Source organism: Streptomyces sp. NPDC059443, assembly GCF_042750105.1.
In the GTDB taxonomy this organism is placed as follows: Bacteria; Actinomycetota; Actinomycetes; order Streptomycetales; family Streptomycetaceae; genus Streptomyces.
In genome coordinates, this window is the sequence record NZ_JBHYVM010000049.1 from 26342 (window position 1) to 53274 (window position 26933).

A 26933-nucleotide genomic window follows, 5' to 3' on the forward strand; every position below is an offset into this window, starting at 1 on the left:
GCCGGCGGGGGGGGCGGGGCGGGGGGGGGGGCGCGGGCGCGGGGGGGGGGGGGGGGGGGGGCGCGGGGGGGGGGGGGGGCCCCCCGCGCCCCCCCCCCCCCCCCCCCCGGGGTCGGTCAGCCGTACAGAAGGTCAGCCGGCCTTCTGTACGGTCCACAGCTGGCCCGCGCTGCCGTCGGCGCGCCCGAGTTCCAGCAGCCAGGTCCCGTAGTAGGGGCGGTCGCTCACGGTCAGGGCGAAGCCGCCGCCCGGGTCCGTGACGGTCACCGCGCCGCCGCGGGACGTCAGCCGCCAGGACTGCGAGGCGTCCGGGCCGCAGGGCCGCTGCGCGACCCACATGCCCGCGGCGGGCGCGCCGCCCGGCTGAAGGCACTTGCCGGAGGCGGCGGAGCGGATGCGGACCAGCCCGCCGCCCGCGTCGTCGAAGTACCACTGCTGCTGCGCGTAGCCGTTGGCACGGGACCCGACGAGCACGGTCCCGTCGGCGTCCCGGCCGCCCCACAGCTCCGCGGCCATGCCGGTGCTGCCGTTGCCGAGCAAGTAGCGGGTGCCGGGGGTGGTGGCGCCGCCGTCGGTGCGCGGCGTACGGAAGCTCGCGGCCCGGCCGGGGCCGCTGTCCCGGCCGGCGGTGTCGCGGACGGAGACGGAGACTGAGTACGAGGTGTCCGGCCGGAGGTTGTAGATGCGCAGCACCGGGGACTGGACCCAGGTCAGGTGCTTGCCGTCCAGCAGGACCTGGTACCAGGCGGCGCCCTCGACCTTGGGCCAGCTCACCACGACGGAGTCGGACCGGATCTGGCCGGCCGTCACGGCCGGTCCCCCGGTGGGCTTCTTGGTCGGAGTCGGAGTCGGGGTCGGGGTCGGCGTGGGCTTCGGGGTCGGGTTCGGGCCGGGGCCGGGGTCGGTGCCGCCTCCGCCGTTGTCGCGCATCAGGAACTGGTTGTCGGCGATGTTCCAGTGCGTGGCCAGGTAGCTGCCGGGCTTCGGGCTGGTGTGGAAGTAGTCGTCGTGGTTGCAGTCCAGGATGTTCTCGGACGCCGGGTTGGTGCAGACGTTGCGCATCTGCGGGTAGTACGGGGTGTCCGAGTAGCACATGACGTCGAACTCGTCGGTGCAGTGGGCGCCGTGGCTGCTGTTCGGGGCGCTGTTGTTCACCGCGCCCAGGTTGTGGCCGAGTTCGTGCGCGGCGGTGTGGCCGCCCCAGCAGCCGGAGTCCGAACGCCCGTAGGAGGGGCCGAAGTTGCTCTGGTTGGTCTGGCCGGGCCGTTCGTCGCCGTTGAAGGTGCCGATGCCGCAGTAGACCTGGGTGTCCGCGAAGATCATGTACTTGCGGTCCCGGCGGTCCAGGCCCTTCGCGGCGAGAGCCGCGTTGGTCGCGCCGAACTCGGACAGGGCCGCGTCCGGGAGCTCGATGTCGAGCACGGACGGCGTGCAGTCGGCGGCCGTCACGTAGCGGATGTGGCGGATGCCGCCCGTCTCCTGGGCGCTCGTCGAGTAGATGAGGTCGGCGTCGGCCGCCCACTTGCGGAACGAGGCGGCGTACTCGGAGTAGCGGTCCCGGCCGGGGCTGTGGACGTACGCGACCTGGACGCGGTTTCCGGTGCTGCCGTCGCCGTCGCACTGGACGGTCTGGCCCGCGGGGCCCGCGGCTACGGGCTTGCCCGCCGCGGCCGAGGGGCCGGGCGCGGGCGCGGCGGCGGTCCTGGCGGCCCCGGCGTCGGCGGCGGGCGCGTCCTGAGGACGCCCGCCGTCCTGCGTGGCGGCCGGGTCCTCGGCGGCGGGACGGGCCGGATCGGCGGCCGCCGCCTTGGTGGCGACGGCGGGGGCGATGTCCTTCTTGATGTCGACACCCGTGGGTGGCGCGTCGGGGCCGTGGGTGCACAGGCCGGCTCCGGTGCGGTAGACGCCGGCGCACCGGTCGCCCTTCGGAGCGGCCCGCAGACCGTCGTAGACCATGCCGCGCCCGCCGTCGTTGGCGGGTGCGTCCGCGATGGGGTCCGGATCCTGGTCCCGGGCGGGAGCGGCGGCCGGTACGGCGTCCGCGGCGGCTCCCGAGGCCTGGGCGGGCGGCGCGGCCTGGGCGCCGTCGCCGAATCCGGAGTAGGCGATGCCGGCGGCGATCACCGCCGCCGTGGCGGTGGCGGCGGTGAGGAGTATGAACCGGCGTGGCTTGCGCCGGTGTTCCCGCCGTCTGCGTCGTCCTGTCATGCGCACCTCAACTCGTGATCGGAGTGACTGGGTGCGCGGAAGCCTGCCAGACGGATGCGGCGGAGAATTCGGACAAAGGGGAGTGCGCGTCAAGAAATCATTCCGTTACCTGTCCGTCTGATTTGACGAACACTCAATTCCCAATGAAATCAAGGTAATTGAGCTTCCCTTGAGGTGAAGGTCCAGGCCTTTGGGGTGGCGTAGTTATCAAATCGAGATAATGGGGGAGGGTTTATTGACGGGAATTCAGTCGAGGATTCATCTAATTACTACCTGTCGAATTGATTCCGTCACGACCCGTGATGAAAGGTCATGACCCGCCGTCACCCGGAGCCAGCCGGCCCACCAACCACACGAGCGCGGGCGGCACTTCGCGCGCCCACGTCTCGTAGTTGTGCCCGCCGCTCCCGAGGACGATCGAGGAGATCCGCGCGGGCGGGCGCACCGCCTCGATGAACTCCAGGGTCTGCGGGTACTGGTGCTCGCCCTTGCGGCTGCTCGCCACCAGCAGGGACACCGCGGGCTGCGGCAGGTTCCGCAGCCGCCACAGCAGGTCGTTCTCCTGCCGGTAGCGCGTGTCGCCGCCGAACAGGTCGCCGGTGTCCGCGTCCTTCGCCGCCTCGTACGGGGCCGAGAGCCCGGCCGCCGCCCGGTACGAGTCGGGCTTGCGCAGGGCCAGCTTCAGCGCGCAGTACCCGCCCACCGAGTTGCCCATCACGCCCCAGGCCCGGGGGTCGCGCGTGAGCCCGTAGTGCGAGGCCGTCGCCGCCCGCAGGTCCTCCGCGAAGAAGGCCTCCACCCGGGGCCCGCCCGGCACGTCCACGCACTCCGTGTCCCGGGGCGGCGCCACCGTCGGGGTCGCCAGCACCAGCACCGCCGGCCGCATCCTCCCCGCCCGCACCGCGTCCAACGCCACCTGCGGATACCGGAACAGGTCGATCAGCACCCGCGTCGTGCTCGGGAACCCGCTCAGCGCCAGCACCACGGGGAACTCCGCCCGCCGCTGCGCCGTCGCGTTCAGGTACTGCGGCGGCAGGTACACGTAGGCCTGCGCCGACAGCCCGGTGCGTGCCCCGCGCACCGTGACCGCCTCGATCCGGCCGATCACCGCCGGGTCGTCGGAGCCCTCGTGGCGCCAGGTGTGCGTACTGCGCACCAGCAGTCCGTCCCGCCCCGACGGGTCCGTGCCCGCGGGCGCCGGTTCCTCGCGCTGGAGGGACAGCAGGTCGCGCCAGGAGCCGTAGAACCCGTACGAGGAGTTCACCGAGAGCAGCAGCGGCACCCCCATCGTCAGCGTGACCGCCAGCTGGAGCCCGACCCGACCCAGCAACGGCCGCGCCCCGCGCCCCGCGAGCCGGGGCCACACCCAGACCGCGACCCCGAACACCACGGCCGCCACGAGGACGGCGAGCAGCAGCACCGCGAGACCGTTGATGGACGCGGACGACGAGAGCGCAGAGAACGCCGGGAACGACGAGATCGCAGAAAGCATCGCCACGGCCGCCGGGCCCGGGTCAGCCGACCGGACCGCGCGGGGTGGCGGCCACCGCGCCGTTCTCCCACGCCCAGGCGGCGATCTCCACCCGGTTGCGCAGCTGCAGTTTGGCCTGCACCGAGACCAGGTGCGTCTTGACCGTGGACAGGGAGATGAACAGCCCGTCGGCGATCTCCTGGTTGGTCAGCCCGCGCGCGACCAGCCGTACGACGTCCAGCTCGCGCTCCGACAGCGGAAGCCCGCGGTCCCCGGCCCCGGCCTCCGGCGGCGCCGGATGTTCGCCGAGCCGCTCCAGCAGCCGCAGCGTCACGGCGGGGGAGACGAGCGCGTCCCCGCGCGCGGCCGCCCGTACGGCTTCCACCAGCAGGCCCGGCCCGGCGTCCTTGAGCAGGAAGCCGCTGGCTCCGCCGCGCAGGGCCCCGTAGAGGTAGTCGTCCTGGTCGAAGGTGGTCACGATCACCACGCGCAGCGGATCGGGGACCCCCGGCCCGGCGAGCAGCCGGGTCACCTCCAGCCCGTCCAGCCTGGGCATCCGTACGTCGACCAGGCACACGTCCGGGCGCAGCCGCCGGGCCATTTCCACGCACTCGGCGCCGTCCCTGGCCTCGCCGACCACCTCGATGTCCGGCTGGGAGCCCAGGATCAGGGCGAAGCCGGTGCGGACCATTTCCTGGTCGTCGGCGATCAGGACCCGGATGTCGCTTTTCATACCTTCGATCCTGCCAGGCCGTCCAGCACGGGGAAGACGCCGGTCACCCGCCAGCCGCCGTCCGCCAGCGGGCCCGCGGAGAGCGTGCCGTCCACCGCCTCGACCCGTTCGCGCAGCCCGATCAGGCCGAGGCCCCCGCGACCGCCGGGCGGGGTGTGGCCGCGCCGGGTCCCGGAGCCGTTGGAGACCTCCACCGTCAGGTGTACTCCGTCGGTGGCCAGCCTCACCCGAGTGGCCCGTGCGCCCGGAGCGTGCCGCGTCACATTGGTCAGCGCCTCCTGGACCAGCCGGTGCACCGAGGTCTCCACCTCCGGGGCCAGCCGTACGCTGCGCACCCGGTCCGCCAGCTCCAGGACGGCCCCCGGCCGGCCCGCGACCAGCAGGCTCAGCTCGGCGAGCAGGTCTTGTGGCCGCACCGACCCGGAATCCTGCTCCCGCAGCACCCGGACGAGACGCCGCATGGAATCCAGCGTCTCCCCGCCGGCCCGCTCGATGGAGCGCAGCAGCGGGTCGAGCCGCTCCGGGGCGCTCTCCCGGATGGCCTGGGCGGCCTGCGCCTGGACCACGATCCCGGTGACGTGATGGGCCACGAAGTCGTGGAGGTCCCGGGCGAGTTCGTGCCGCTCGTGTTCCCGTACGGCCGCGACGGCTCGGGCCCGGCGCTGGTCGAGGATCCGCAGGTAGCCCCCGAACCCGGCGGCCGCGGCGGCGGCCAGGGTCAGGGCGAAGGCGGCGGTCTCGGCGGCGGCGTCGCTCGGCATCCGCAGCGGGGCCGCGGCGGCCGCGGCCCACAGCAGCAGGCACAGCGGCACCACCCGGCGCGGGGCGCAGTGCCGGGCGCAGCGGGCCAGCAGCACCAGCAGCGCGGCCGACTCCAGCAGCCCCCAACTGCCGCCGGTGCCCCGTTCGGGCGACAGCATCGCCGCGGTGGCGGCGAGGGAGACCGGCGCGGCGAGCAGCACGCGGCCGTCGAGGGGAAGCCGGATCAGGTGGGCGGGGAGCAGGGCGACCGCGCCGACCACGGCGCCGCAGCCGAGGACGGCCCAGGCGTGCGGCCGTTCGACGGTGATCCAGTCGAGGGCCCACACGAGCACGCAGCCCGCCGCCACCAGCAGCGCGGGGAATCTCTCTCGGCGCATGGCTCTCTCTGGACGAGCTCTGGACGAAAAACCCGTGGGGGGTACGAGGAAAACCTCGTACCCCCCACGGGATCAACAGGGTGAGTGACGGGACTTGAACCCGCGGCCACCTGGACCACAACCAGGTGCTCTACCAACTGAGCTACACCCACCACGACGGGCGGCGGGCCGCCCGTTCGATGTGCATGCACAGCATAGCCGATCAGCGGGGTGCTCCCGCGACGCCTTTTCGGGCGACGGCGTGTGACCTCGTACGACGTCACCGATTCGGTGGCCCCCGCGCCGATCGGCTCCGGCAGGCAACCCCGCCGCCCCGATCTCCATCCCTACCCATATGGGAGCAAACCGACTGACCGGCCTGGACGCCGCCCGCGGGACCGCCGTCCTCGGCATGTTCGCCGTCCACGTCGGCCCGCCACCCGTCCCCGACGGCGCCGGCTGGCTGCTCGTCGCCGCCGACGGCCGCGCCCCCGCCGTCTTCACCCTCATAGCGGGCTTCTCCCTCGCGCTCGCCCGCTCCCGCGCCGCCGAACCGCCGCCGCTGCGGGCCACCCTGACCCGCTGTGCGATCCTCGCCGCGCTGGGCCTGCTCCTCGCCGCGCTCTCCCCCGGGATCCTGGTGATCCTGGCCTTCTACGCCGTCTACTTCCTCGCCGCCGAGCCCTTCACCCGGCTGCGCACCCGCACCCTGGCCGTCACCGCCGGCGCCTCGGTGGTCCTGGGCCCGGTCCTCTCCCACGTCCTGGGCCAGGGCCTCGGGCTGCGCACCGGCGGGCGCGGGGCCACCCCGGTCCCCGGCTCCCTGACGAGCTGGGCCGGAGCCGGGGAGAGCGCGCGCGATCTGCTGCTCTCGGGCGCGTACCCGCTGCTCACCTACTTCCCGTACATCCTGGTCGGCATGGCCCTCGGCCGCCTCGCCGACCTACGGAGCAAGCGGTCGCTCCGGCTGCTGACCGGCGTCGGGGCGGTTGCCGCCGCCGTCGGGTACGGGGCCTCCTGGCTCGCCCTCGGCCCCGGGGGCCGCCGCGAAGCACTGCTGCGGGCCGTCGCACGGGAGCACCCCTGGGCCATGGCGGAGCCCGACCCGGTCTCGGCGGTGCTGAGCGAGCAGTTCGGGGCCGTCCCCGGCACCTCCTGGGACTGGATGCTGCTGGCCGGCCCCTACAGCCAGACCCCGCTGGAGACCCTCGGCAACGCGGGGGTCGGAGCCGCTCTCGTGGGCTCGCTGGCCCTTGCCGCGCGGGCCGCCGGCTGGGTGGCGAGGGTGCTGGGGCCGCTCGCGGCCGTCGGGGCGATGGCTCTGTCGGTGTACGTGGTGCACGCGGTTGCGCTGGCGGTGTTTCTGCGGGGTGTGAGCGGGTGGGAGGCCCTGGCCGGCTTCTCGGCTGCCGCCGTGGCCGGGTGCCTGGCCTGGGGCCGGCTGCTGCGCGGTACGGAGCTGCGGCGGGGGCCGCTGGAATGGGCGCTGCGGGTGGTGACCCCGGGGTGACGCGAAGCCCTGCGGGGCCTGTCCCCTACCCACCCTTCCCCGGGCTCTGCCCGGACCCGGTCCTCAAACGCCGGACGGGCTGAATTTTGCGGCGCAGCCGCACATCTCAGCCCCGCCGGCGTTTGAGGCGCGGGGGTCCGGGGGCTGGCCCCCGGCAACGGCGCCGCACGCGGCCCCCGCAGGGCTCCGCGCCGGGGCGGGTCCCATCGGCGCGGCCCCCTGCCCGTTGAGGGCGCCGCGCGGCAGGATCCCGGGTATGGACCACGACTCCGATCCCTTCACGGCCGCCGACTACGCAGCCCGGATGGCCGCCGCCGCGCAGTCCGCCGCCGACGCCGGCCTGGCCGGCCTGCTGATCGCCCCCGGGCCCGACCTCGCCCACCTCACCGGATACCGGCCGGTCGACACCGAACGGCTGACCCTGCTCGTCCTCGCCGCCGGCCAGGACCCCGTCCTCGTCGTCCCCGCGCTGGAGGCCCCCGACGCGGCGAAGGCGCCCGGGGCGGGCGCGCTGACCCTGCGCGACTGGGCCGACGGGAAGAACCCGTACACCGTGACCTCCCCGCTGCTGGACGTGACCGGCCGCTTCGGGGTCAGCGACAACACCTGGGCGCTGCACCTGCTCGGCATGCAGCGCGAGTTGCCGACGACCTCGTACGTCTCGCTGTCCGACGCGCTGCCGATGCTGCGCGCGGTCAAGGACGAGCGCGAGCTGGCCCGGCTCGCCGCGGCCGGCGCGGCGGCGGACGCCGCGTACGCGCAGATCCTGCACGTCCCCTTCGCCGGCCGCCGCGAGAGCGACGTCTCCGCCGACCTGACGGCGCTGCTGCGCGTCCACGGCCACTCCCAGGTCGACTTCGCCATCGTCGGCTCCGGCCCCAACGGCGCCAACCCGCACCACGAGGCCGGAGACCGGGTCATCCAGCAGGGGGACATGATCGTCCTCGACTTCGGCGGCCTCAAGGACGGCTACGGCTCCGACATCTCCCGCACCGTCCACGTCGGCGAGCCCACGGAGGAGGAGCAGCGCGTCCACGACATCGTCCGCGAGGCCCAGCTGGCGGGCGTGGCGGCGGCCCGGCCGGGAGCCGCCTGCCAGGACGTGGACCGGGCGGCCCGCGCGGTGATCACCGAGTTCGGCTACGGCGAGCAGTTCATCCACCGCACGGGCCACGGCATCGGAGTCACCACGCACGAGCCCCCGTACATGGTGGAGGGCGAGGAACAGCCCCTCGTCCCCGGCATGTGCTTCTCGGTGGAGCCCGGCATCTACCTCCCCGGCCGCTTCGGCGTCCGCATCGAGGACATCATCACCGTCACCGAGAACGGCTGCCGCAGCTTCAACAACGCCTCGCGGGAGTTGGCGATCGTCGAGTAACCACCGGAGCCGGGCCGGATCGTCTACGGGCCCAGGACCACCGCCGATTCGGCCGGTACGTGGATGCGTCCGGCGGAGTCGGGGTGGTCCACCGGGAGCCAGGCGGCCAGGACCCGTACGCCGTTGCGGCCCAGGGCGACGGTCGTGGGCTCCGCGGCGAAGTTCACCACCACCCGGATGTCTCCCCGGCGGAAGGTCAGCCAGCGCCGCTCCTCGTCATGGGCCACCCGGACCGCCGCCAGATCGGGATCGCGCAGGTCCGGGTGGGTGCGCCGGAGGGTGATCAGGGTGCGGTACCAGTCCAGGAGGCGGGCGTGCGGCTGCCGGGCGGGCTCGGCCCAGTCGAGGCAGGAGCGGTCCCGGGTGGCCGGGTCCTGGGGATCGGGGATCTGCTCCGGCTCCCAGCCGTGCGCCGCGAACTCCCGGCGCCTGCCCGTCCGTACGGCCTCGGCGAGCTCCGGGTCGAGATGGTCGGTGAAGTACTGCCAGGGCGTGCCCGCGCCCCATTCCTCGCCCATGAACAGCATCGGCACGAACGGCCCGGTCAGCGCCACCGTCGCCGCGCATGCCAGCAGCCCCGGGGAAAGGGAGGCCGCGAGCCGGTCGCCGATCGCCCGGTTGCCGATCTGGTCGTGGGTCTGGGTGTAGCCGAGGAACCGGTGTGCGGGGGTGCGGCCGCGCTCCAGCGGGCGGCCGTGGTGGCGGCCCCGGAAGGAGGACCAGGTCCCGTCGTGGAAGAAGGCCCGGGTCATGGTCTTGGCGAGGGCGCCGAGCGGGGCCTCGGCGAAGTCCGCGTAGTACGCCTGGGATTCGCCGGTCAGCGCGCAGTGCAGCGCGTGGTGGAAGTCGTCGTTCCACTGCGCGTGCAGGCCCAGGCCGCCGGCGCCGCGGGGAGTGGTGGTGCGCGGATCGCACTGGTCGGACTCGGCGATCAGGAAGAGCGGCCGGCCGGTCTCGGCGGCCAGTTCGTCCACCGCCGCGGCCAGTTCCTCCAGGAAGGTCAGGGCCCGCCCGTCGACGAGCGCGTGCACCGCGTCCAGGCGCAGCCCGTCGATCCGGTAGTCGCGCAGCCAGGCGAGGGCGCTGCCGAGGAGGTAGGCGCGCACCTCGTCGGATCCGGGCGCGTCCAGGTTCACCGCCGCGCCCCAGGGGGTGTGGTGGGTGTCGGTGAAGTACGGCCCGAAGGCGGGCAGATGGTTGCCGGAGGGGCCCAGGTGGTTGTGGACCACGTCCAGGACCACGCCCAGCCCGGCGGCGTGCGCCGCCTCCACGAACCGGACCAGCCCGGCCGGACCGCCGTACGGCTCGTGCACGGCCCAGGGCGCGACCCCGTCGTACCCCCAGCCGTGCCGGCCGGGGAAGGAACAGACCGGCATCAGCTCGACGTGGGTGACGCCGAGGGCGGTGAGGTGGCCGAGCCGGGCGGCGGCCGCGTCGAAGGTGCCCTCGGGGGTGAAGGTGCCGATGTGCAGCTCGTACAGGACCGCGTCCTGGAGCGGGGTGCGGGGCACGGGGGCCGGGACCTCGGGGGTGAGCGCCTCGAAGTCGACGACCGCCGAGAGTCCTTCGGGCCCGGTGGGGAGACGGCGGCCGCGCGGGTCGGGCCGTAGGGGTTCGCCGGTGTCCTCGGCGTGCCCCAGCAGGAACCCGTACCGGGAGCCGTCGGCGGCCGGGGCCTGCACGACCCACCAGCCCTCCCGCTCCGGATCGCGGGCCATCTCGTACGTGGCCTCGTCAAGCCGCATGGCGACCCGACCTGTCAGCGGTGCCCACACCTCGAACTGCACGGACGGTCCCCTCGTCTGGCGGTGGTACCCCAACCTGCGTTTCCGGGCCATCATCGGGGGTGAGGCGGGGGAGTTCTGGACACTCTGCCCCTGACGGGCCGACAATCACCCTGTGACGTCGAGTTTCGAGTTCTCCGCCTACCCCGTGCCGCGGCTCTCCGATGCCGAGCGCGACTACGCGCTGAGCCGGCTCGCCGAGGGCGCGGCCCTCGGCAAGCTGTCGCACGACACCCTCGTGCGCCGGATCGAACTCGCCCTCGCCGCCCGGCGCTCCGAGGAACTCGCGGTCCTCACCGCCGACCTGGAGCAGGGGGAGGACGGCGAGAACACCTGGAGCCGTCGGCTGTTCGGCTGGGTCGGGCGGGTCTCGGCCGTCGCGGTGGGCGTGCGGCGGGCCTGGACCGTGGAGAAGCTGCCCAAGCTGCTGCTCCCGCACCCGAGCGCGGGGGCGTTGCGGATCGGCCGTGATCCGGGCAACGGGCTGCGGCTCAACCACGAGACCGTGTCCCGGGCGCACGCGGAACTGCACCTGCGCGATGGGGTGTGGGTGGTGCGGGACCTGGGCTCGACGAACGGGACCACCGTGAACGGGCGCCGGGTGACGGGCTGGGCCGTGGTGCGGGACGGGGACCAGATCGGCTTCGGCCGGATGTCGTTCCGGCTGTCGGCGGGCTGAGGGGCACCCCGGCCGGGGCCCCCGGGTGTCGGGCGCCCGCGCCCGTCGCGTGAGGATGAGACCCATGGAACACACGTCCGCGGCGGCTGCCGCACCCGTCGTACGGCCCGCCCGTCCCGAGGACCTGCCCCGCCTGGACGAGCTGATGCGCGAGCACATCGCGTTCGAGAAGTCCGCGCCCCGCCCGGCCGGTCTGGCCGGCCGGCTCGGCCCGCGACTGTTCGCCGAGGACGCCCGGCTGTGGGTGCTGCTGGCCGAGAACCCGGACGGCGAGGTCGCCGGGTACGCCGCCTGCTCGGCCGAGTTCTCCTTCTGGGACGCCCGGGACTACCTCCACATGGACTGCCTCTACCTCGCCGGGGAAGCCCGCGGCCACGGCCTCGGCGCCGCCCTGATGGACGGGGTGAGGGGCCTGGCCCGCGAGCTCGGTCTCGGGCACGTCGAGTGGCAGACGCCCGACTGGAACGAGGGGGCGATCCGCTTCTACGACCGCCTCGGGGCCACGGGCCGGGCGAAGCTGAGGTACGCGCTGCCGGCGGAGGATGCGTGACGGCCGAGGGCCGACGGGTGACCGGCGCGGGCCGGCGGGTGGTGGCCGCGCGCCGGCGGGTGGTGGCCGCCGTACGCCGCCGGCCGGCTATCGCGCGGCCGCCACGAGGCGCTCGTAGGCCGCCAGGACGACCCGGGACTGGTGCTCCACCTGGGTGGCCACCGGGACCCAGCGGGCCTGGAAGCGGGCCGCGAACTCCTCGCACCAGCCCGTGACCAGCCGGTCCACGGCCGGCGCGGCCGGATGGCCCTGGGCGCTCAGTACCCGTAGCAGCATCGCGGCGGCGCGCAGCGAGAGCCGCCGGCCGAAGGCGTCGATGCTCCCGATGTAGGCGGCCGTGGCCTCGGCGGGAGCCCCGGCGCCCGTCCACCCGACGGCGATCGCCGGGATCAGGGCGAGCGTCCAGTCCACCGCGCGCAGCAGGGCGGCGGTAGCCGGATCCGTACCGGGGACCGCGCCCTCCCGCAGCTCGGCCACGCGCGCGGCGTCGGCGGTGAGCCGCGCGGCGAGCACGCGCAGGGCGCCGCGCGGATCGGGGTGCGGGGCCGGGTCGTCCACCAGGTCCGAGGCCCACATGGGCACTTCGACGATCGCGGTCGTACCGGCGTGGAGGTGCGCGCGGTACCAGGTGCTGAGCCGGGTGTCCTCGGGCTGGAACGCCCCGGCCGCCCCGGCCCCGGGATCGGGCATCACGAAGATCCCCGCCCCGGGGGAGGGCCAGCCGGAGGCGTCGGAGGCACTGGTCTCGACCGGGATCCGCAGCTCGGCGGCCGATTTGCCGAAGGGCTCGGCGAGCCCGGGTATGTCCCGGGTGAGCTGGACCCAGGAACCGCCGAGATCAGTGCCGTGCAGGGAGATCTGGAGGGTGGGCCGGAGCTCGTCGATGAGCCGGGTGAGGGCGAGGGTCTCCGGCGGGAGGCGGTCCGGGGGCAGTAAAGACGGCGCCCACTCGGGCTGTTCGGGGCCGGGCGGGCGGAAGAAGTTCCGGTGGTATTCGAGGAGCGAGTACGGGCGGGGCGTGCGGTGCAGGGCCGCGCCGTCGGGGTCCGCGCAGAGCAGGAAGTGCCAGGTGGCTCCGGCGGCGGGCTCGCGGATCAGGTGGCGGGCGAGCGCGAGGACGGTGGCGCCGCCGACGGGCTCGTTGGCGTGCGCACCGGCGACGACGAGCACGTTGCGCGGATCCGCGGCCGCAGCTGTGACCGCAGCTGTGGCCGCGGGCGAGGGCGAGGTCGCGGAACCGACCGAGAGCACCCAGAGCGGCTCCCCGGCCCGGGAGGCGCCGGCCTGGCGGAGGCGGACGAGGGCGGGGTGTTCATCGGCGAGCGCGCGGGCGGCGAGGGCGAGTTCGTGAGGGGTGGGGTAGCACATGTCACGGATGAGGGTCACAGCTGATCCCATTCCCGTAGGGGGCGCGTGATAGCCGTGTTCGGACACGTGGCCGGACGTTGCCCGACGCGGCACTACTCCTCCCGGAGCAGGAGGGCCACGGGCATCCGGTCCAGCAGCCCGGCCAGCCGGGTCTCGCCCTCGTACGGGGCTTCGTACGGGTCTTCGTGCGCGGCCCCCGTGCCCGGCAGGCGGCGCCACCTTCCCGGTGGCAGCGCGAGGGCCGTGTCCCGCCAGCCTCCCGACCCGGCGAGCACGTGCGACAGGCGGGTGGCCACCGCCACCAGGCCCGGGGAGCGGGCGAAGGCCACGCAGTGTTCCGCCGCCGGGCCGCGGGCGGGGAGCGGGGCGTAGCCGGTGAACAGGCCGGGGCGGCTCCGGCGCAGCCGCAGCAGGGCGGCGGTCAGGGCGAGTTTCTCCTCGGCCGTGCCGACGGGGGCGGCCCCCGCGTCCAGGCGGGCCAGGGTCTCCCGGGGGAAGACGGCGGGGCGGCGGTTGTCGGGGTCCACCAGGGCCCGGTACTCCGTCTCGGCACCCTGGTAGACCTCCGGCACCCCGGGCATGGCCAGGTGCAGCAGCGCCATGCCGAGCAGGTTCGCGCGGGCTGTTTCCGCCAGCGGTCCGGGCAGGTCGACGGCCGTCGCCGGGACGTGGCCGGACACCGTGGCTTCGTACGCCGCGTCCTGCTCGGTCCAGCTCGTGTGCAGGGCGGCTTCGCGGACGGCCTTCAGCAGGGCCTGCTCCAGCCGCTCGGCGCGCTCCGGGCCGGCGTCCCCCAGGCCGAGCGCCGTCTGCCGGGCCACCCAGGCGAGTTGGGGATCCGGCCCGGCGGACCCGGCGGACCCGGCGGACCCGGCAGGCCCGGCGGACCCGGCCGCGATGGCGGCGATAGCGACGGCCGAGTCCTGCGACAGCGCCGAGATCCGGGCCCGGACGTCCGCGCTGCGCTTCGTGTCGTGCGTGGTCAGCACCGTCCCGGAGCCGGGCCACAGCCGGGCCAGCTCGGCGCAGTACGCGTGGAACTCCGCGACCGTGACCGCCGGGTTCCCGGGATCCCCGCCCACCTCCGTGGCCGACAGCAGCGGGGCGTACCGGTAGAAGGCCCTGTCCTCCAGGGACTTGGCGCGCAGGGCAGCCGAGGTCTGGGCGAAGCGGGCCGCGAAGGCCGTGTCCCGCAGCACGAGGTCCCGTACGCCCGCCACCGTTTCCGCGCCGGCCCGCGCGGCGGCCTCCGCCAGGGCTCCGGGCGCGAGCTCCGGCTCGCCGGGATAGGGCCGGTACACGGGGTAGGCGATCAGCAACTCCCGTACGGCCGGGGCGAGATCATGGCCGGCCAGTCGCTCCAGCGTCGCGAGCTCGGAGGCCAGGTCGCCGGTCAGGACCTCCCGCGCGCTCGACCGGGCGGTCCGCGACCACTCCGGCTGCCCCGTCGACTCCCGGAATCCGGCGGCGAGCCGGGCGGCCCCGGCCGGGTCGGTGAACACCCCGTCCACCCGGTGGAGCGCGTCGTACCCGGTGGTCCCGGCGACCGGCCAGGCCGTCGGCAGCCGCTCGTGGCGGGCCAGGATCTTCTCGACCACCACCCAGCAGCCCCCGCCGACGGCGGCCCGCAGCCGCCGCAGGTAGCCTTCCGGGTCCGCCAGGCCGTCCACGTGGTCGACCCGCAGACCTTCGGCCACCCCGTCCCGGACCAGCTCCAGCACCTTGGCGTGGGTGACCGCGAAGACCTCGGGGTCCTCCACCCGGACCCCGATCAGCTCCGAAATGGTGAAGAAGCGGCGGTAGTTGAGGCCGGTCCGGGCCTCCCGCCAGCACGCGGGGCGGTACCACTGGGCGTCGAGCAGCGCCACCGGATCCAGCCCGACAGTGCCCTCCCGGAGCGGGAACTCCAGCTCCCCGATCCGCAGCACGGCGCCCCGGCCGCCGGGTGGGCCGCCGTCCCGCCCGTCGTGCCCGTCCCGCCCGTCGCGCCCGTCCACCTTGATCTCGTCCGGGTCCAGGGGCTCCGCGAGCACCGGCAGCAGCAGCTTTCCGCCGCCCGCCTCCCAGTCGATGTCGAACCAGCGCGCGTACGGGGAGTGCGGACCCTCCCGCGCCACCTCCCACAGGGGCCGGTTCAGCCGCAGCGGCGCCGGTACCGCCATGTGGTTCGGCACGATGTCGAGCACCAGTCCGAGCCCGTGCGCACGGGCGGCGGCCGCCAGCTCCCGCAGCCCGTCCTCCCCGCCCAGCTCCACCCGGACCCGGGTGTGGTCGGTGACGTCGTACCCGTGGGACGACCCCGGCACGGCCTCCAACACGGGGGAGAGGTGCAGGTGCGACACGCCGAGCGAGGCGAGGTACGGTACCGCTGCCCGCGCATCCGTGAAGGTGAACTCTGGGCGGAGCTGGAGTCGGTAGGTCGATGCCGGGGTAACGGCTGGCGGAACATCAGATTCCGTTGGGCCGAATGCAAAATCGGTGCGCGGCAGGCTCATGAGAACGTACGTACCCAGGTTGCGGGATTCCGTGCCATTACCCAATGCATCCGGGTGACTGCGCCGGGTTAACGTTGCTCAAGTGTTTGGAACCGTCAACACCTATCGTCAAGTCATCGCCCTGACCGGGCCCCTTCTCCCGCTCATCTCCTTCCTCGCCCGACTGCCCGTCGCCATGTCGCAGTTCGGCAGCGTCCTGCTCGTCGCCGAGACCAGCGGCTCCCTCGCCACCGCCGGCATAGTCGGCGGCACCCTCTCCGCCGGGCAGGTGGTCTTCGGGCCCGTCCTCGGACGGCTCGCGGACCGTCACGGGCAGCGCCCCGTGGTCCTCGCCGCCGCCGCGGTCAACGCCCTGGCGACCGCCGCCCTCGTGGCCGGGGCACTGACCGGCCTCGCCACCGTCCCGCTCGCCGCGATCGGCGCCGTCACCGGCGCCTCGATACCCCTGATCGGCCCGCTGGCCCGGACCCGCTCCGTGGCCCTGGCCCACCGGGCCAAGGCCGATGAGAGCGTCGTGGGCGCGATCCACTCGCTCGAAGGCACCCTGGACGAGGTCTCCTTCGTCTTCGGACCCGCCCTCGTCGGCCTCGCCACGCTCGTCGCGCACCCGGCCGTCGCCCTGTGCGGCGCGGCCGTTCTCGTCGCCGTCTTCGGCACCGCCTTCGCACTGCACCCGACCGCCGCCGTCACGGCCGGTGCGCCCGCGAGGCCCCGTACGCCCCGCACGCTCCGTACGCCCCGTGCGGCGGAGGACCGGGGCCGGGTCCGGCCGCCGGGGGTCGTCTACGCGGTACGCGGCTCGCTCTTCCTCCAGGGCGCCATGTTCGGTGGCTGCCAGGCCGGAATCGCCGCCCTCACGGCGCAGTTGGGCGTCCCCGGACAGGCCGGCATCGTCTACGCGTGCATGGGCGTGGTCAGCGCCGCCGTCGGGCTCTCGCTCGGCGCGCTGCCCGCCCGCTTCGGGCTGCGGCTGCGCTGGCGGGTGGCCACCGCGGCCGCGCTGGTGCTCTCCGTGCCGCTGCTCTTCACCGACACCCTGTGGCCGCTGTACGCGGTCGTCACCGTGCTCGGGGCCGCCTACGCCCCGCACCTGATCACCGCCTTCGCCCTCACGGAGCGGGCGGTCGAACCCTCCCGGCTCGCCGAGTCGATGGCCTTCGCCGCCAGCTCGCTCGTGGCCGGACAGGCCGCCTCGCTGGCCGTCTCCGGGCGGCTCGCCGAGTGGTACGGGCCCTGGGCGTCCTTCGCGGTGGCCGTGGGGGCGGCCGCCCTGACCCTGACCCTCGCCCTCGTCACCCGCGTGCCCGCCGCCCGTACGCACGCCCCCGCGGCCCAGGCCCCGGCCGTCCCCGCGGAGTCCGGACCCGTGGAGTCCGGATCCGAAGAGCCCGCCCTCGAAGGCGCCGCCTACGCGGGCCGCTGAAGCACCACCAGACACCGTCCTGTCAGCGCCACCCGGTCACCGGCCGCATACTGCGGCCCGGTGCCGGGTGGCAGTACCTCCGCCCGCGCCGTGTCCACGACCAGGCGCCACTGCGCGCCGTGACCGGCCGGGATCGTGAAGTCCTGTGGTTCCGCGCCCGCGTTGAACATCAGCAGGAACGAATCGTCGGTGATCCGCTCCCCGCGGGAGCCCGGCTCCGAGATCGCCTCCCCGTTCAGGAACACCGCCAACGCCCGCGCGTGCTGCGCCTGCCAGTCGCGGGCCCGCATCTCCTCGCCGTGCGGGGTGAACCAGGCGATGTCCGAGAGGTCGTCGTGCGTCCCCTCCACCGGCCGGCCGTGGAAGAACCGGCGCCGCCGGAACACCGGGTGCTCGCGCCGCAGCCACACCATCCGCCGGGTGAACTCCAGCAGGGCGGGCGCGGGTTTGCCGGGCTCGGGCCACTTCACCCAGGACAGCTCGTTGTCCTGGCAGTAGGCGTTGTTGTTGCCGCCCTGGGTGCGGGCGAACTCGTCGCCGTGACTGATCATCGGCACGCCCTGCGAAAGCATCAGCGTGGCCGTGAAGTTGCGCATCTGCCGCTCGCGCAGCTCCACCGTGTCCGGGTCCTCGGACGGCCCCTCCACCCCGCAGTTCCAGGACCGGTTGTGGGTCTCGCCGTCCCGATTGCCCTCGCGGTTGGCCTCGTTGTGCTTCTCGTTGTACGAGACCAGGTCGTTGAGGGTGAAACCGTCGTGGCAGGTGGTGAAGTTGATCGAGGCCAGCGGCCGCCGGCCGTCGTCCTGATAGAGGTCGGAGGAGCCCGTCAGCCGCCCCGCGAACTCGGCCAGCGTGCGCGGCTGCCCGCGCCAGAGGTCTCGTACCGTGTCCCGGTACTTCCCGTTCCACTCGGTCCACAACGGCGGGAAGTTGCCCACCTGGTAGCCGCCCTCGCCCAGGTCCCAGGGCTCGGCGATCAGCTTGACCTGGCTGACCACCGGATCCTGCTGCACCAGGTCGAAGAACGAGGACAGCCGGTCCACCTCGTGGAACTGCCGGGCCAAGGTGGCCGCCAGGTCGAAGCGGAAACCGTCCACGTGCATCTCGGTGACCCAGTACCGCAGCGAATCCATGATCAGCTGGAGTACGTGCGGGGAGCGCATCAGCAGCGAGTTCCCGGTCCCGGTGGTGTCCATGTAGTGCCGGGGATCGTCCGCGAGCCGGTAGTACGAGGCGTTGTCGAGCCCGCGGAAGGACAGGGTCGGGCCCAGATGGTTGCCCTCGGCGGTGTGGTTGTAGACCACGTCGAGGATCACCTCGATCCCGGCCTCGTGCAGCGCCCGGACGGCCGACTTGAACTCCAGCACCTGCTGGCCGCGGTCGCCAGAGGCGTAGCCGTTGTGCGGGGCGAAGAAGCCGATGGTGTTGTAGCCCCAGTAGTTGCTGAGCCCGTCGTCGACGAGGCGGTGGTCGTTGACGAACTGATGGACCGGCATCAGTTCCAGCGCCGTCACGCCCAGCTTGGTGAGGTGCCCGATCACGGCCGGGTGGGCGAGCGCCCCGTACGTGCCGCGCAGTTCCTCGGGCAGGTCCGGGTGACGCATGGTCAGGCCCTTCACATGGGCCTCGTAGAGCACGGTGTGGTGGTACTCGTGGCGCGGCGGCCGGTCGTTGGCCCAGTCGAAGTACGGGTTGACCACGACGGAGCTCATGCTCTTCGGGGCCGAGTCCAGGTCGTTGCGCGAATCGGGGCGGCCGAAGTGGTAGCCGTACACCTCCTCGCCCCAGTCGACGCTCCCGGCGATGGCCCGCGCGTAGGGGTCCAGGAGCAGCTTCGCCGCGTTGCAGCGGCGGCCGCGCTCGGGCTCGTACGGGCCGTGCACGCGGAACCCGTAGCGCTGGCCGGGCATCACGCCGGGCAGATAGGCGTGCCGGACGAAGGCGTCGGTCTCGCGCAGTTCGACCGCGGTCTCCGAGCCGTCGTCGTGCAGCAGGCACAGTTCGATGCGTCGGGCGGCTTCCGAGTAGACCGCGAAGTTGGTGCCGGCGCCGTCGTAAGTGGCGCCCAGCGGATAAGCGTGTCCCGGCCAGACCTGCATGGATGGCGACTCTTCCGTTCCGTGTCGGGCTACGGTGCTGGCCTTCTGCGGCGAGGACCACGTCACTGCCAGATCTTCCCCGAAAGAGGGGCTTCGCGCGGGGACTTGGGAGGGTCCTACCGGGTGACCCGGAGAGCTGATAAGAGGGTCGGCCCACCGTGGGTACATCGGATGACGTGGACATCGGATAATGGGTCAACGGACAGCCGGTGTACGGGCCATCGGCCCGCATAGGGCTGCAGGGGGCCCTGCGCGCGGAGTACCCTTCCGTGATCACTGGAGACGGGCGTCCAGACGCAGGAGGCGGTGCACGGGTGAGCTCGGGAGGTCTGGAGCTGCCCCCTGGTGACAGCGGTCACGAGGGAGGCCCGGCGGACACCGCAGGCGGAGCCTCCGGCGGGCTGCCCGCCGGAGCGGTGTCGCTGGCCCCGCCGGAGGCCGGGAGGCCCGGGCGGGAGCCGGCCGGAGCCGGGACCGGGGCCGAGCTGGACTGGGGCGCGGACGCCTGGAGCGAGGTCCGCACCCGGGCCCAGCGCGCGGGCCGTGCGTACATCTGGCTGAATCTGGTCGAACAGCGGCTGCGGGCGGTGGTCGGGGCGGTGCTCCGGCCGGTCTACGAGCCCGTGCACGGCGGGGGCGGGGACGACTGGGTGGTCGCGGCCGCCGGGCCCGCCGGGCAGGAATGGGTGCAGCGCGCGGTCGCCGTACGGGAGGTCAGCCGGCGCAAGGGCTACCTGCTGGACTCCGCCGACGACAACGTGCTCAGCTTCCTCACCCTCCCGCAGCTGCGGGAGCTCATGGTCCAGCACTGGCCCTGCTTCGAGCCGTACTTCGACGACCGGCGCGACATCGAACAGGCGCTGGACGAGCTGGAGGTCACGCGCAACGTCGTCTCCCGCAACCGCGCCCTGTCGCGGGCGGTCCTGGAACAGGCCGAGCGGGCCTCCGCGCGGCTGCTGGAGGTCCTGGGCGGCGGATCCGGCTCGCCGTCGGCGGACCGGCTGCCCATCGACGCCGTCGAGGACCTGGTCGGCGACCGGTACGCGGACGTCATCTCCGTCCACCCGGACCGGGTGCGCCTCCAGCGCCAGCTCCCGGCGGAGGACCTCTTCGGCGGCGCGCGCAGGCTCGACGCGATCGGCATAGGCCTCAACCTGCTGGTCCAGAACTTCTCGGGCCGAAGGCTCGTACGCCTCGCCGAGGCCGGCTGCCGGGTGCGGCTGCTGTTCCTGAACCCGGCGAGCAGCGCCGTCAAACGGCGCGAGCGGGAGCTCGGCCTGCGCAAGGGCGAGCTGAGCCGCTCGGTGGAGATGAACATCCTGCACGTGCGGCGGGTCCGGGCGGGCCTGCGGGACGCCTCCGGCTTCGAGATCCACGTCTTCGACGAGACCCCGCGCTTCACCGCCTACCTGGTGGAGGGGGAGTCCTCGGGCATCGCGGTGGTCCAGTCGTACCTGCGCCGGGCCCGAGGCATGGAGGCCCCGGTCCTGGTCCTGCGCGGCGGCGGCCGCGGCACCGCGCGCGATGCGGAGCACGGACTGTTCCCGACGTACCGCGAGGAATTCGAGTCGATCTGGCAGGATTCCCGCCCGGTGTCCTGACTGTCAGTGGCCCGTGGCAGGCTGAAAGCCGTTGACCGAAGTACGGGTACGGGTGGGGGAGGGGCACGGGGTGGACTTGCACGGCATGGGGGAATGGCACGGCGGAGTGCTGATCGGGTTCGACCTGGAGACGACCGGTACGGAGCCGGGGGAGTCGCGGATCGTGACGGCCGCGGTGGTCGAGGTGCGCGGCGGCGAGGTGCGCGGCCGGCGCACGTGGCTCGCGGATCCCGGGATACCGATCCCGGAACAGGCCTCCGCGATCCACGGCATCAGCACCGAGCGGGCCGTCGCGGAGGGCCGTCCGGTGCGGGAGGTCGCGGACGAGATAGCGGCGGCGCTGGTCGAGCACTGGCGGGCGGGCGCGATCGTCGTCGCCTACAACGCGGCCTTCGACCTGACCCTGCTGACGGCCGAGCTCGCCCGGCACGGACTGCCCTCGCTCGCCGACCGGCTGGGCGGGGCGGAGACCGGGCCGGTGGTGGACCCGCTGACCATAGACCGGGCCGTCGACCGCTACCGGCGCGGCAAGCGCACGCTGGAGGCGGTCTGCGGGGTCTACGGGGTCACCCTCGACTCCGCGCACGACGCCGGGGCGGACGCGCTGGCCGCGGTCGGCGTGGCCCGCGCGATAGCCGCCCGCCACCCGGAGGTGGCCGCCCTCACCCCCGCCGTGCTGCACGCCCGCCAGGGCGCCTGGCACGAGCGCTGGGCCCGGGACTTCCAGGCGTACCTGCGCAAGCAGGGCACCGCGGACGCGGTGATCGACACGGCCTGGCCGCTACGGGGGCTGGTGGCGGCGGGGGCGTGAGCCGGAGCGCCCGCCTCCCGGGGCGTGGTTCAGCTCCGGCACAGGGCAGCGTCCACGAGGGCCTCCAGGTGCTTCGTGGCCGCCGCGTCGGCCGGGATCCCGGTCACGGCGACGCTCGCGGCGCGGCCGTCCTCGGTGGCTCCGCCCCGGGTCTCGTAGCCCGGGATGTCGCCGCCGTGGCCCCAGTAGACACCGCCGCACGACAGCGGTCTGCTGATGATGCCCAGTCCGTAGCCGGCCCCGGTGTCCCCGATGGGGACGGTGGTGCGCATCTCGGCGAGCTGGGCCGCCGGAAGGAGCCGGCCGGCCAGGAGCGCGCCGAAGAACCGGTTGAGGTCGGAGTCGGTGGAGACCATCTGGCCTGCCGCCCAGCCCGCGGAAGGATCGATCTCCGTGACGTCCCGCTCCGTGCCCTCCCGCTTCCCCTGCTCCTCCCGCACCGGCGCGCCCGCTGAATCCTGCTGCTCGTAGCCCCTGGGGTGCGGTTCCCGGACGGTCGTGTCACCGGGAGCGGGGAAGTAGGTGTGGCGCAGCCCGATGCGTCGGATGACGCGCTGGTCGATCTCCTCCGCGAGCGGCCGCCCGGTGACCTTCTCGATGATCAGGCCGGCCACCACGTAGTTCGTGTTGCTGTACTGCCATTTCGCCCCGGGGGCGAAGTCGGCCCCGCGTTCGAAGGCGATGTCCAGGAGGTCGCCGGGGTCGAAGCGCCGGCGCCGGAGAATGTCCTCGCCCACGAGGTCCTCGTAGTCGGGAAGTCCGCTGGTGTGCTGGAGGAGTTCGCGGACGGTGATGTCGTGTCCGTCGATCCCCTCCCCGCGGACGAGCCCGGGCAGGTAGGTGTCGACCGTGGCATCGAGGCCGATCCTCCCCTCACCGACCAGCTGCAGGGCGACCACCGCCGTGAACACCTTGGTGTTGCTGCCGATCCGCACCTGCCCGTCGACCGGCACCACCGAGCCGGTGACCAGGTCGCCCACCCCCGCGGTGTAGTCACGGGTGCGGCCCCCACGGTCCGTGACGCTCGCCAGCGCGGCGGGCAGGCCATCGGAACGCACCAGCGCCTCCAGACCCCACTGCACACTGTCCGGCCCGGCGGCGGCGGATGCCGCGGATGCCGCGGACGCGGCGGGCGGCGCCAGAACGCCGGCCGTCATGCCCCCCACGGCCACCGCCAAGCCCACCGCGACCACCGCCCGCCCGGCCCCGCGTGTTCCACCCCGCCGCGGCCCGGAGGAGTACGGCCTCAGCCATGCCTGCTCACGCACGGGCGAACTCCTACGGGGATCGTCGGGAAATCAGTGCGTGTCCGGTGCCGCCGGCTCCTCTGCACCCCACTGGCCCCGGTACTCGATGTGGAACTCGCGCGCGTTGCCGAGGATGCCGGCCAGCGAGTGGAGCTCGGTGCAGTAGTGCGGGTAGCCGCCGGGGCGGGACACATGCCCGGGACCGTACAGGGCGATGTCGAAGAAGTGCCGGGCGGTCTCGCGGAACAGCTTCGCGCTGCCGGTCATGAAGAGCGTGTCGGCATGGACGTGCTGGTGGAACAGGTCCCGGTTCTCCGCGTGGTGGCGTACCTCCCACCCGGCGACGCCGTCCTCGGGAAATGGCGCGGGAACGGGTGGCGCAACGGTCTGCGGGCGCCCCGGACCCAGCCGTGCGCGCAGCTCCTTCCAGCGCGAGGGCGGAAACTGGAGCGAATGGTGCAGCAGGACGAGGTCGAGCCGCCGCTCGCCGGGACGCGGCGGATCGGCCTCGGGAAGCGGGTTGTTCCGGATCGGCAGGTGGATCAGCGAGCGCGGGGAAGAGGCGGCCATCGACCACAGCCCTGCGGTGAGCCGCGCGGCGTGCCGGTCGAGCGAGACGTTCAGATACCGGTCGCGGTCGACGAGCACGGCGCGGGCCGGCGGCCGGGCCGGGCGGATGACCTTGAACTCCGCCTGGCCGAGCCGGGCCTGGTGGATGGTGACGGGTATGTTCATATGCGGGAATTGTTACGGCACCGCTAGAACGGGTGCCAGCGGGTTTCCGTGTCGCCCTCGCGCAGGGAGGCGACCCGGCGGCGGAATTCGGCCAGGGCCTTCGGGTTGGCCGGGGCGTGCTGGGAGACCCAGGCGCAGCTGGCCGTTTCGCGGGCGCCGCGCAGGACCGCGCAGCCCTCCCAGTCGCGCACGTCCCACCCGTACGCCGCCGCGAACGCCTCGTAGGACCCGGCGGGGAGGCCGTAGCGGTCGCGGGACAGGGCCATCACCACCAGGTCGTGTTCGCGCAGGTCCGAGGAGACCGTCTCCAGGTCGACGAGGAACGGCCCGTCCGCACCCACGTGGACGTTGCGGGGCAGCGCGTCGCCGTGGATCGGGCCCGGCGCCAGGTGGGGGGTGAGCGCGGCGACCTGGCCGGCGTACCCGTCGCGGCGGGCCCGCAGGTACTCCGCGTCCGCCGGGTCGATCGCCCCGCCCGCGAGCCGGAGCCAGCGTTCGACCCCGCCCAGCAGATCCCGCGGGGGCAGTGCGAAGGGGGGCGCGGGCAGGGAGTGGATCTGCCGCAGCAGCGCCGCGAGGTCCTCGGGGCCGGCCGGGCGGACCGCGTCGGGGAGCCGGTGCCACACCGTCACCGGATGCCCGTCGACCAGCCGGGGCTTCGGCTCGGCCGCGCGGACCGCCGGGACCCCGGACTCCGCGAGCCAGCCCGCCACCGCGAGCTCCAGCTCGGCGCGGGGCAGCAGCGCGGCCTCCCGGCCGACCTTGGCGACGAGGCCGTCGCCGAGCGCGAAGACGGCGTTCTCGCCGAGGGCCAGCAGCTCGGGCGCCCCGGCCCGTGCGGTCAGGCCCGCCGCCGTCAGCGCGTCCCTGGCCCGTGCCTCGTCCATGCCGTTCTCCGCCGTCCGTCCCGGGGTGATCGTGATGTGCCAAGTCTCGCACCCGCCGCACCCGCCGCACCCTTCGGCCGAACCGGCCGGAATGTCACAGGGGCGTCCTATCGTTCGGGCATGACCAAGAGGAAGTACGCGGCGCTGCTGCGCGGCATCAACGTCGGCGGGAACAAGAAGGTCCCGATGGCCGAACTGCGCACGGTCCTGGCGGGCCTCGGCCACACGGACGTGCAGACGTACCTGCAGAGCGGCAACGCCGTCTTCGCCACCGAGGCGGAGAAGACCCCGGCGGCCCTGGCCCGCGAGCTGGAGGCCGCCATCGAAGCCCACTTCGGCTTCCAGGTCCCCTGCCTCGTGGTCGACGGGACCTACCTGCGCGCCGTGGCCGACGCCTGCCCCTTCCCGGCCGCCGAACTCGAAGGCAGGCAGCTCCACGCCACCTTCTGCTCGGAGCCGCCCGCCGAGTCGCGCTTCGCCTCGATCGACGGGCCCGCGTACCTCCCGGAGGAGTACCGCCTGGGCGACCGCGTGATCTACCTCTACGCCCCGAACGGCCTGGGCCGCTCGAAGCTGGCCGAGGCCCTGGCGAAGCCCGCCGTGGTGAAGGGCCTCGACGTCACGACCCGCAACTGGAACACGGTCGCCAAGCTCGTGGAACTGACCGCGGTCTGAGGGGGGCGACTCAGCCCGCCAGACCGTCCAGCAAGGTCATCTCGCGTGCGGTCAGGTGGATCGTCGCCGCGTCCAGGTTCTCCGCCAGGTGGTCCGGGGAGCCCGTGCCCGGGGTGGGGCACAGGGCCGGGGAGTGGTGGAGCAGCCAGGCCAGGGCGATCTGGCCGGTGGACGCGCCGTGTTCGGCGGCGACCGCCGTCAGCGCGGCCGCGCTCTCGCGGGTCAGGGCGCCGCTGCCCAGCGGGTAGTAGGGGAGGAAGGCGATGCCGCGCTCCTCGCAGAGGGACAGGAGCTCCGCCGAGGCGCGGTTGAGCAGGTTGTACGGGTTCTGGACGCTGGCCACCGGGATGAGAGAGAGGGCCTCGCGCAGCTCCAGCGCCGTCACCGTGTTCAGCCCGATGTGGCGGATCTTCCCCTCCGCACGGAGCTCGGCCAGCGCGCCCAGCTGCTCCGCCATGGGGACGGCCGGGTCGAAGCGGTGGAGCTGGTAGAGGTCGATCCGGTCCAGGCGCAGCCTTCGCAGGCTCGCCTCGCACATCGCCCGGAGCTCGTGCGGACGGCCCGCCACGTGCCACTGATCGGGCCCGGTTCGCACCACCCCGCCCTTGGTGGAGACCACCAGCCCTTCCTCGTACGGGTGGAGGGCCTCGGCGACCAGCTCCTCGGCGAGGCCGGGGCCGTAGTTGTCCGCCGTGTCGATCAGGGTGACCCCGCGCTCCACGGCCGCGCGCAGCACCGTACGGGCTTCGGCGCGGCTGCCGCGCGGGCCCCAGTAGCCGGCTCCGACCAGGCCGCCGGTGCCGAGCCCGAGGCGACGCAGGGGTAGGTCCCCGCCGAGGGCGAACATCTCGTCGACGTCAACAGACATGGCCCGACCGTAACCCAGGGCCGCCGATGTGCCACGCTCGTGGGCATGCGTTACATCATCATCGGCGCCGGGGCGATCGGCGCGACCATCGGCGGACGGCTCGCGGACTCCGGCAGCGAGGTCGTCCTCGTTGCGCGGGGCGCCCACGCGGAGGCCCTGCGGGCGGACGGGCTGCGGCTCACGACGGCGGACGGCGAGCGCGTCCACCGGCTGCCCGTGGTCGGAGGTCCGGGAGAGCTCGGCGAACTGCGCCCGGACGACGTCCTGTTGCTGACCGTCAAGACCCAGGACGCGATCGCCGCGCTCGACGCGTGGGGCGACGCCGAGGTCGCGGGCGGCGGGACCGCGGCGCAGCGGCTGCCGGTGCTGTGCGCGCAGAACGGCGTGGAGAGCGAACGCCTCGCCCTACGGCGCTTCGCGCGCGTGTACGGGGTCTGCGTGTGGCTGCCGGCGACGTTCCTGGAGCCGGGGGTGGTGTCGGCGCTGTGTGCTCCGCTGACCGGGATCCTGCACATCGGGCGGGCCGCCGGGGGGCCGGTGGACGGGAAGGCCCGGCGGATCGCGGCCGATCTGGAGAAGGCCGGCTTCGAGGCGCCGGTCGTCGAGGACGTCATGCGGTGGAAGTACGCGAAGCTGCTGGGCAACCTGGGCAACGCGATCCAGGCGACGACCGGGCCCGAGCCGGAGCCGGCGAAGGGGGCGCTGCTGCTGCGGGCGATCCGGGAGGCGAAGGCCGTCTTCGAGGCCGCCGGGATCTCCTACGCCTCGGAGGCGGAGCAGTCGGCGGCGCGTGACGGGAAGGTGGAGCCGCCGGTCGGGGTGGTGCGGGGCGGGTCGTCCTGGCAGTCGCTGGCGCGGGGGACGGGGTCGGTCGAAGCCGACTATCTGAACGGGGAGATCGTCCTGCTGGGCCGTTTGCACGGGATCCCGACGCCGGTCAACGACACGCTGCGGCGCGCCGCGAACATCTTTGCCCGGGAGGGGCTCCCGCCGGGGGCGATGTCCATCGAGGACCTGACCGCCCTGGCCGACGAGGCGGTGGCGCGGGCCTGAGCCGCTGCGCGGAGCCTTCCCCCACCCTGCCCCTTCCCGAAACCGGGGGCCAGCCCCCGGACCCCCGCGCCTCAAACGCCGGCGGGGCTGGATCTTTCCAGCCCGTCCGGCGTTTGAGGACCGGGTCCGGGCAGAGCCCGGGGACCGGTGGAAGGGCGGGTCGGGGACAGCCCCGCGCAGCGGCCCGACCACCGGCAAACGCGCAGCTCACCGCATTGTCAGTGCCCGCACCTAGACTCG

General features: G+C 73.9%; 21 protein-coding genes and 1 tRNA gene. 9 read left to right on the forward strand and 13 right to left on the reverse strand.

The genetic code is table 11. The features are described 5' to 3' along the window. Window positions 1–132 precede the first annotated feature (132 nt). The 5 genes from ACFXDJ_RS33355 to ACFXDJ_RS33375 form a co-directional block, all read right to left on the reverse strand. Window positions 133–2208: an RICIN domain-containing protein gene (locus ACFXDJ_RS33355; RefSeq protein ID WP_384663357.1), complete on the reverse strand. Its 2076-nt coding sequence runs from the start codon at window positions 2206–2208 to the stop codon at window positions 133–135. A gap of 310 nt (window positions 2209–2518) precedes the next feature. Next, a complete protein-coding gene (locus ACFXDJ_RS33360) occupies window positions 2519–3700 on the reverse strand; it encodes an alpha/beta hydrolase (protein ID WP_384663359.1) in 1182 nt (393 codons plus the stop codon). Window positions 3701–3722: 22 nt separating this feature from the next. Beyond that, a complete protein-coding gene (locus ACFXDJ_RS33365; RefSeq protein WP_384663361.1) occupies window positions 3723–4412 on the reverse strand; it encodes a response regulator in 690 nt (229 codons plus the stop codon). Next, window positions 4409–5551 (reverse strand): sensor histidine kinase, encoded by a 1143-nt coding sequence (locus ACFXDJ_RS33370; RefSeq protein ID WP_384663362.1) that lies wholly within the window; start codon window positions 5549–5551, stop codon window positions 4409–4411. Before ACFXDJ_RS33370 ends, ACFXDJ_RS33365 begins: the two co-directional genes overlap by 4 nt. 79 nt (window positions 5552–5630) lie before the next feature. Continuing rightward, window positions 5631–5703, reverse strand: a tRNA-His gene (locus tag ACFXDJ_RS33375). Window positions 5704–5885: 182 nt separating this feature from the next. Here ACFXDJ_RS33375 and ACFXDJ_RS33380 point away from each other — a divergent pair. Both ACFXDJ_RS33380 and ACFXDJ_RS33385 read left to right on the forward strand, forming a co-directional pair. After that, window positions 5886–7040, forward strand: a complete 1155-nt coding sequence (locus tag ACFXDJ_RS33380) for a heparan-alpha-glucosaminide N-acetyltransferase domain-containing protein (protein WP_384664208.1) — start codon at window positions 5886–5888, stop codon at window positions 7038–7040. A 256-nt stretch (window positions 7041–7296) separates the two neighbouring features. Next, window positions 7297–8418: a M24 family metallopeptidase gene (locus ACFXDJ_RS33385; RefSeq protein ID WP_384656275.1), complete on the forward strand. Its 1122-nt coding sequence runs from the start codon at window positions 7297–7299 to the stop codon at window positions 8416–8418. A gap of 23 nt (window positions 8419–8441) precedes the next feature. Here ACFXDJ_RS33385 and treZ read toward each other — a convergent pair whose 3' ends face one another. Further along, complete coding sequence (treZ, locus tag ACFXDJ_RS33390; RefSeq protein WP_384851145.1) at window positions 8442–10205, reverse strand: malto-oligosyltrehalose trehalohydrolase; 1764 nt, start codon at window positions 10203–10205, stop codon at window positions 8442–8444. Window positions 10206–10317: 112 nt separating this feature from the next. Between treZ and ACFXDJ_RS33395 the strand changes: the two genes are divergently transcribed. Both ACFXDJ_RS33395 and ACFXDJ_RS33400 read left to right on the forward strand, forming a co-directional pair. Then, on the forward strand, window positions 10318–10881 hold the full coding sequence (locus tag ACFXDJ_RS33395) for an FHA domain-containing protein (RefSeq protein ID WP_384656269.1): 564 nt from the start codon (window positions 10318–10320) through the stop codon (window positions 10879–10881). 64 nt (window positions 10882–10945) lie between these two features. Beyond that, the gene (locus ACFXDJ_RS33400) at window positions 10946–11431 is read left to right on the forward strand and encodes a GNAT family N-acetyltransferase (protein ID WP_384656267.1); all 486 of its coding nucleotides are present in this window, start codon (window positions 10946–10948) and stop codon (window positions 11429–11431) included. Window positions 11432–11518: 87 nt separating this feature from the next. On the opposite strand, the gene ACFXDJ_RS33405 is transcribed toward ACFXDJ_RS33400, so the two are convergent. Together ACFXDJ_RS33405 and treY are read right to left on the reverse strand one after the other, a co-directional pair. Continuing rightward, window positions 11519–12817: a M14 family zinc carboxypeptidase gene (locus ACFXDJ_RS33405; RefSeq protein WP_384851147.1), complete on the reverse strand. Its 1299-nt coding sequence runs from the start codon at window positions 12815–12817 to the stop codon at window positions 11519–11521. A 74-nt stretch (window positions 12818–12891) separates the two neighbouring features. After that, window positions 12892–15294 (reverse strand): malto-oligosyltrehalose synthase, encoded by a 2403-nt coding sequence (gene treY, locus ACFXDJ_RS33410; protein ID WP_384656262.1) that lies wholly within the window; start codon window positions 15292–15294, stop codon window positions 12892–12894. Window positions 15295–15376: 82 nt separating this feature from the next. Here treY and ACFXDJ_RS33415 point away from each other — a divergent pair, with 82 nt between their 5' ends. Beyond that, on the forward strand, window positions 15377–16717 hold the full coding sequence (locus ACFXDJ_RS33415) for an MFS transporter (RefSeq protein ID WP_384656259.1): 1341 nt from the start codon (window positions 15377–15379) through the stop codon (window positions 16715–16717). Here ACFXDJ_RS33415 and glgX read toward each other — a convergent pair. Then, window positions 16702–18816, reverse strand: coding sequence for a glycogen debranching protein GlgX (glgX, locus tag ACFXDJ_RS33420; protein WP_384656256.1), 2115 nt, complete (start codon window positions 18814–18816; stop codon window positions 16702–16704). The genes ACFXDJ_RS33415 and glgX overlap by 16 nt on opposite strands. Before the next feature lie 314 nt (window positions 18817–19130). On the opposite strand from glgX, the gene ACFXDJ_RS33425 reads away from it, so the two are divergent. Together ACFXDJ_RS33425 and ACFXDJ_RS33430 are read left to right on the forward strand one after the other, a co-directional pair. Then, the gene (locus ACFXDJ_RS33425) at window positions 19131–20417 is read left to right on the forward strand and encodes an SAV2148 family HEPN domain-containing protein (protein ID WP_384656253.1); all 1287 of its coding nucleotides are present in this window, start codon (window positions 19131–19133) and stop codon (window positions 20415–20417) included. A gap of 85 nt (window positions 20418–20502) precedes the next feature. Next, a complete protein-coding gene (locus tag ACFXDJ_RS33430) occupies window positions 20503–21228 on the forward strand; it encodes a 3'-5' exonuclease (RefSeq protein ID WP_384656278.1) in 726 nt (241 codons plus the stop codon). Window positions 21229–21257: 29 nt separating this feature from the next. Here the strand turns inward: ACFXDJ_RS33430 and ACFXDJ_RS33435 are convergent, their stop codons facing one another. The 3 genes from ACFXDJ_RS33435 to ACFXDJ_RS33445 all read right to left on the reverse strand — a co-directional run bounded on the left by ACFXDJ_RS33435 (window position 21258) and on the right by ACFXDJ_RS33445 (window position 24097). Beyond that, window positions 21258–22385, reverse strand: coding sequence for a serine hydrolase domain-containing protein (locus ACFXDJ_RS33435; RefSeq protein ID WP_384656250.1), 1128 nt, complete (start codon window positions 22383–22385; stop codon window positions 21258–21260). A gap of 141 nt (window positions 22386–22526) precedes the next feature. Continuing rightward, window positions 22527–23210, reverse strand: a complete 684-nt coding sequence (locus tag ACFXDJ_RS33440; protein ID WP_384656249.1) for a hypothetical protein — start codon at window positions 23208–23210, stop codon at window positions 22527–22529. A 23-nt stretch (window positions 23211–23233) separates the two neighbouring features. Then, window positions 23234–24097: a phosphotransferase enzyme family protein gene (locus ACFXDJ_RS33445; RefSeq protein ID WP_384656247.1), complete on the reverse strand. Its 864-nt coding sequence runs from the start codon at window positions 24095–24097 to the stop codon at window positions 23234–23236. A 120-nt stretch (window positions 24098–24217) separates the two neighbouring features. Here ACFXDJ_RS33445 and ACFXDJ_RS33450 point away from each other — a divergent pair, with 120 nt between their 5' ends. Further along, window positions 24218–24772: a DUF1697 domain-containing protein gene (locus ACFXDJ_RS33450; protein WP_384656245.1), complete on the forward strand. Its 555-nt coding sequence runs from the start codon at window positions 24218–24220 to the stop codon at window positions 24770–24772. Between the two features lie 10 nt (window positions 24773–24782). Here the strand turns inward: ACFXDJ_RS33450 and ACFXDJ_RS33455 are convergent, their stop codons facing one another. Further along, window positions 24783–25640: an aldo/keto reductase gene (locus ACFXDJ_RS33455; RefSeq protein ID WP_384656241.1), complete on the reverse strand. Its 858-nt coding sequence runs from the start codon at window positions 25638–25640 to the stop codon at window positions 24783–24785. A gap of 45 nt (window positions 25641–25685) precedes the next feature. Here ACFXDJ_RS33455 and ACFXDJ_RS33460 point away from each other — a divergent pair, with 45 nt between their 5' ends. Beyond that, window positions 25686–26693 (forward strand): ketopantoate reductase family protein, encoded by a 1008-nt coding sequence (locus tag ACFXDJ_RS33460; protein WP_384656239.1) that lies wholly within the window; start codon window positions 25686–25688, stop codon window positions 26691–26693. Window positions 26694–26933: the final 240 nt, after the last annotated feature.

Excerpts from the sequence above, each read along its gene's own strand:
- ACFXDJ_RS33355 (WP_384663357.1), bottom strand. The coding sequence starts at position 2,208 with ATGACAGGACGACGCAGACGGCGGGAACACCGGCGCAAGCCACGCCGG.
- ACFXDJ_RS33360 (WP_384663359.1), bottom strand. The coding sequence starts at position 3,700 with ATGCTTTCTGCGATCTCGTCGTTCCCGGCGTTCTCTGCGCTCTCGTCG.
- ACFXDJ_RS33365 (WP_384663361.1), bottom strand. The coding sequence starts at position 4,412 with ATGAAAAGCGACATCCGGGTCCTGATCGCCGACGACCAGGAAATGGTC.
- ACFXDJ_RS33370 (WP_384663362.1), bottom strand. The coding sequence starts at position 5,551 with ATGCGCCGAGAGAGATTCCCCGCGCTGCTGGTGGCGGCGGGCTGCGTG.
- ACFXDJ_RS33380 (WP_384664208.1), top strand. The coding sequence starts at position 5,886 with ATGGGAGCAAACCGACTGACCGGCCTGGACGCCGCCCGCGGGACCGCC.
- ACFXDJ_RS33385 (WP_384656275.1), top strand. The coding sequence starts at position 7,297 with ATGGACCACGACTCCGATCCCTTCACGGCCGCCGACTACGCAGCCCGG.
- ACFXDJ_RS33400 (WP_384656267.1), top strand. The coding sequence starts at position 10,946 with ATGGAACACACGTCCGCGGCGGCTGCCGCACCCGTCGTACGGCCCGCC.
- treY (WP_384656262.1), bottom strand. The coding sequence starts at position 15,294 with ATGAGCCTGCCGCGCACCGATTTTGCATTCGGCCCAACGGAATCTGAT.
- glgX (WP_384656256.1), bottom strand. The coding sequence starts at position 18,816 with ATGCAGGTCTGGCCGGGACACGCTTATCCGCTGGGCGCCACTTACGAC.
- ACFXDJ_RS33430 (WP_384656278.1), top strand. The coding sequence starts at position 20,503 with ATGGGGGAATGGCACGGCGGAGTGCTGATCGGGTTCGACCTGGAGACG.
- ACFXDJ_RS33435 (WP_384656250.1), bottom strand. The coding sequence starts at position 22,385 with ATGACGGCCGGCGTTCTGGCGCCGCCCGCCGCGTCCGCGGCATCCGCG.
- ACFXDJ_RS33440 (WP_384656249.1), bottom strand. The coding sequence starts at position 23,210 with ATGAACATACCCGTCACCATCCACCAGGCCCGGCTCGGCCAGGCGGAG.
- ACFXDJ_RS33445 (WP_384656247.1), bottom strand. The coding sequence starts at position 24,097 with ATGGACGAGGCACGGGCCAGGGACGCGCTGACGGCGGCGGGCCTGACC.
- ACFXDJ_RS33450 (WP_384656245.1), top strand. The coding sequence starts at position 24,218 with ATGACCAAGAGGAAGTACGCGGCGCTGCTGCGCGGCATCAACGTCGGC.
- ACFXDJ_RS33455 (WP_384656241.1), bottom strand. The coding sequence starts at position 25,640 with ATGTCTGTTGACGTCGACGAGATGTTCGCCCTCGGCGGGGACCTACCC.
- ACFXDJ_RS33460 (WP_384656239.1), top strand. The coding sequence starts at position 25,686 with ATGCGTTACATCATCATCGGCGCCGGGGCGATCGGCGCGACCATCGGC.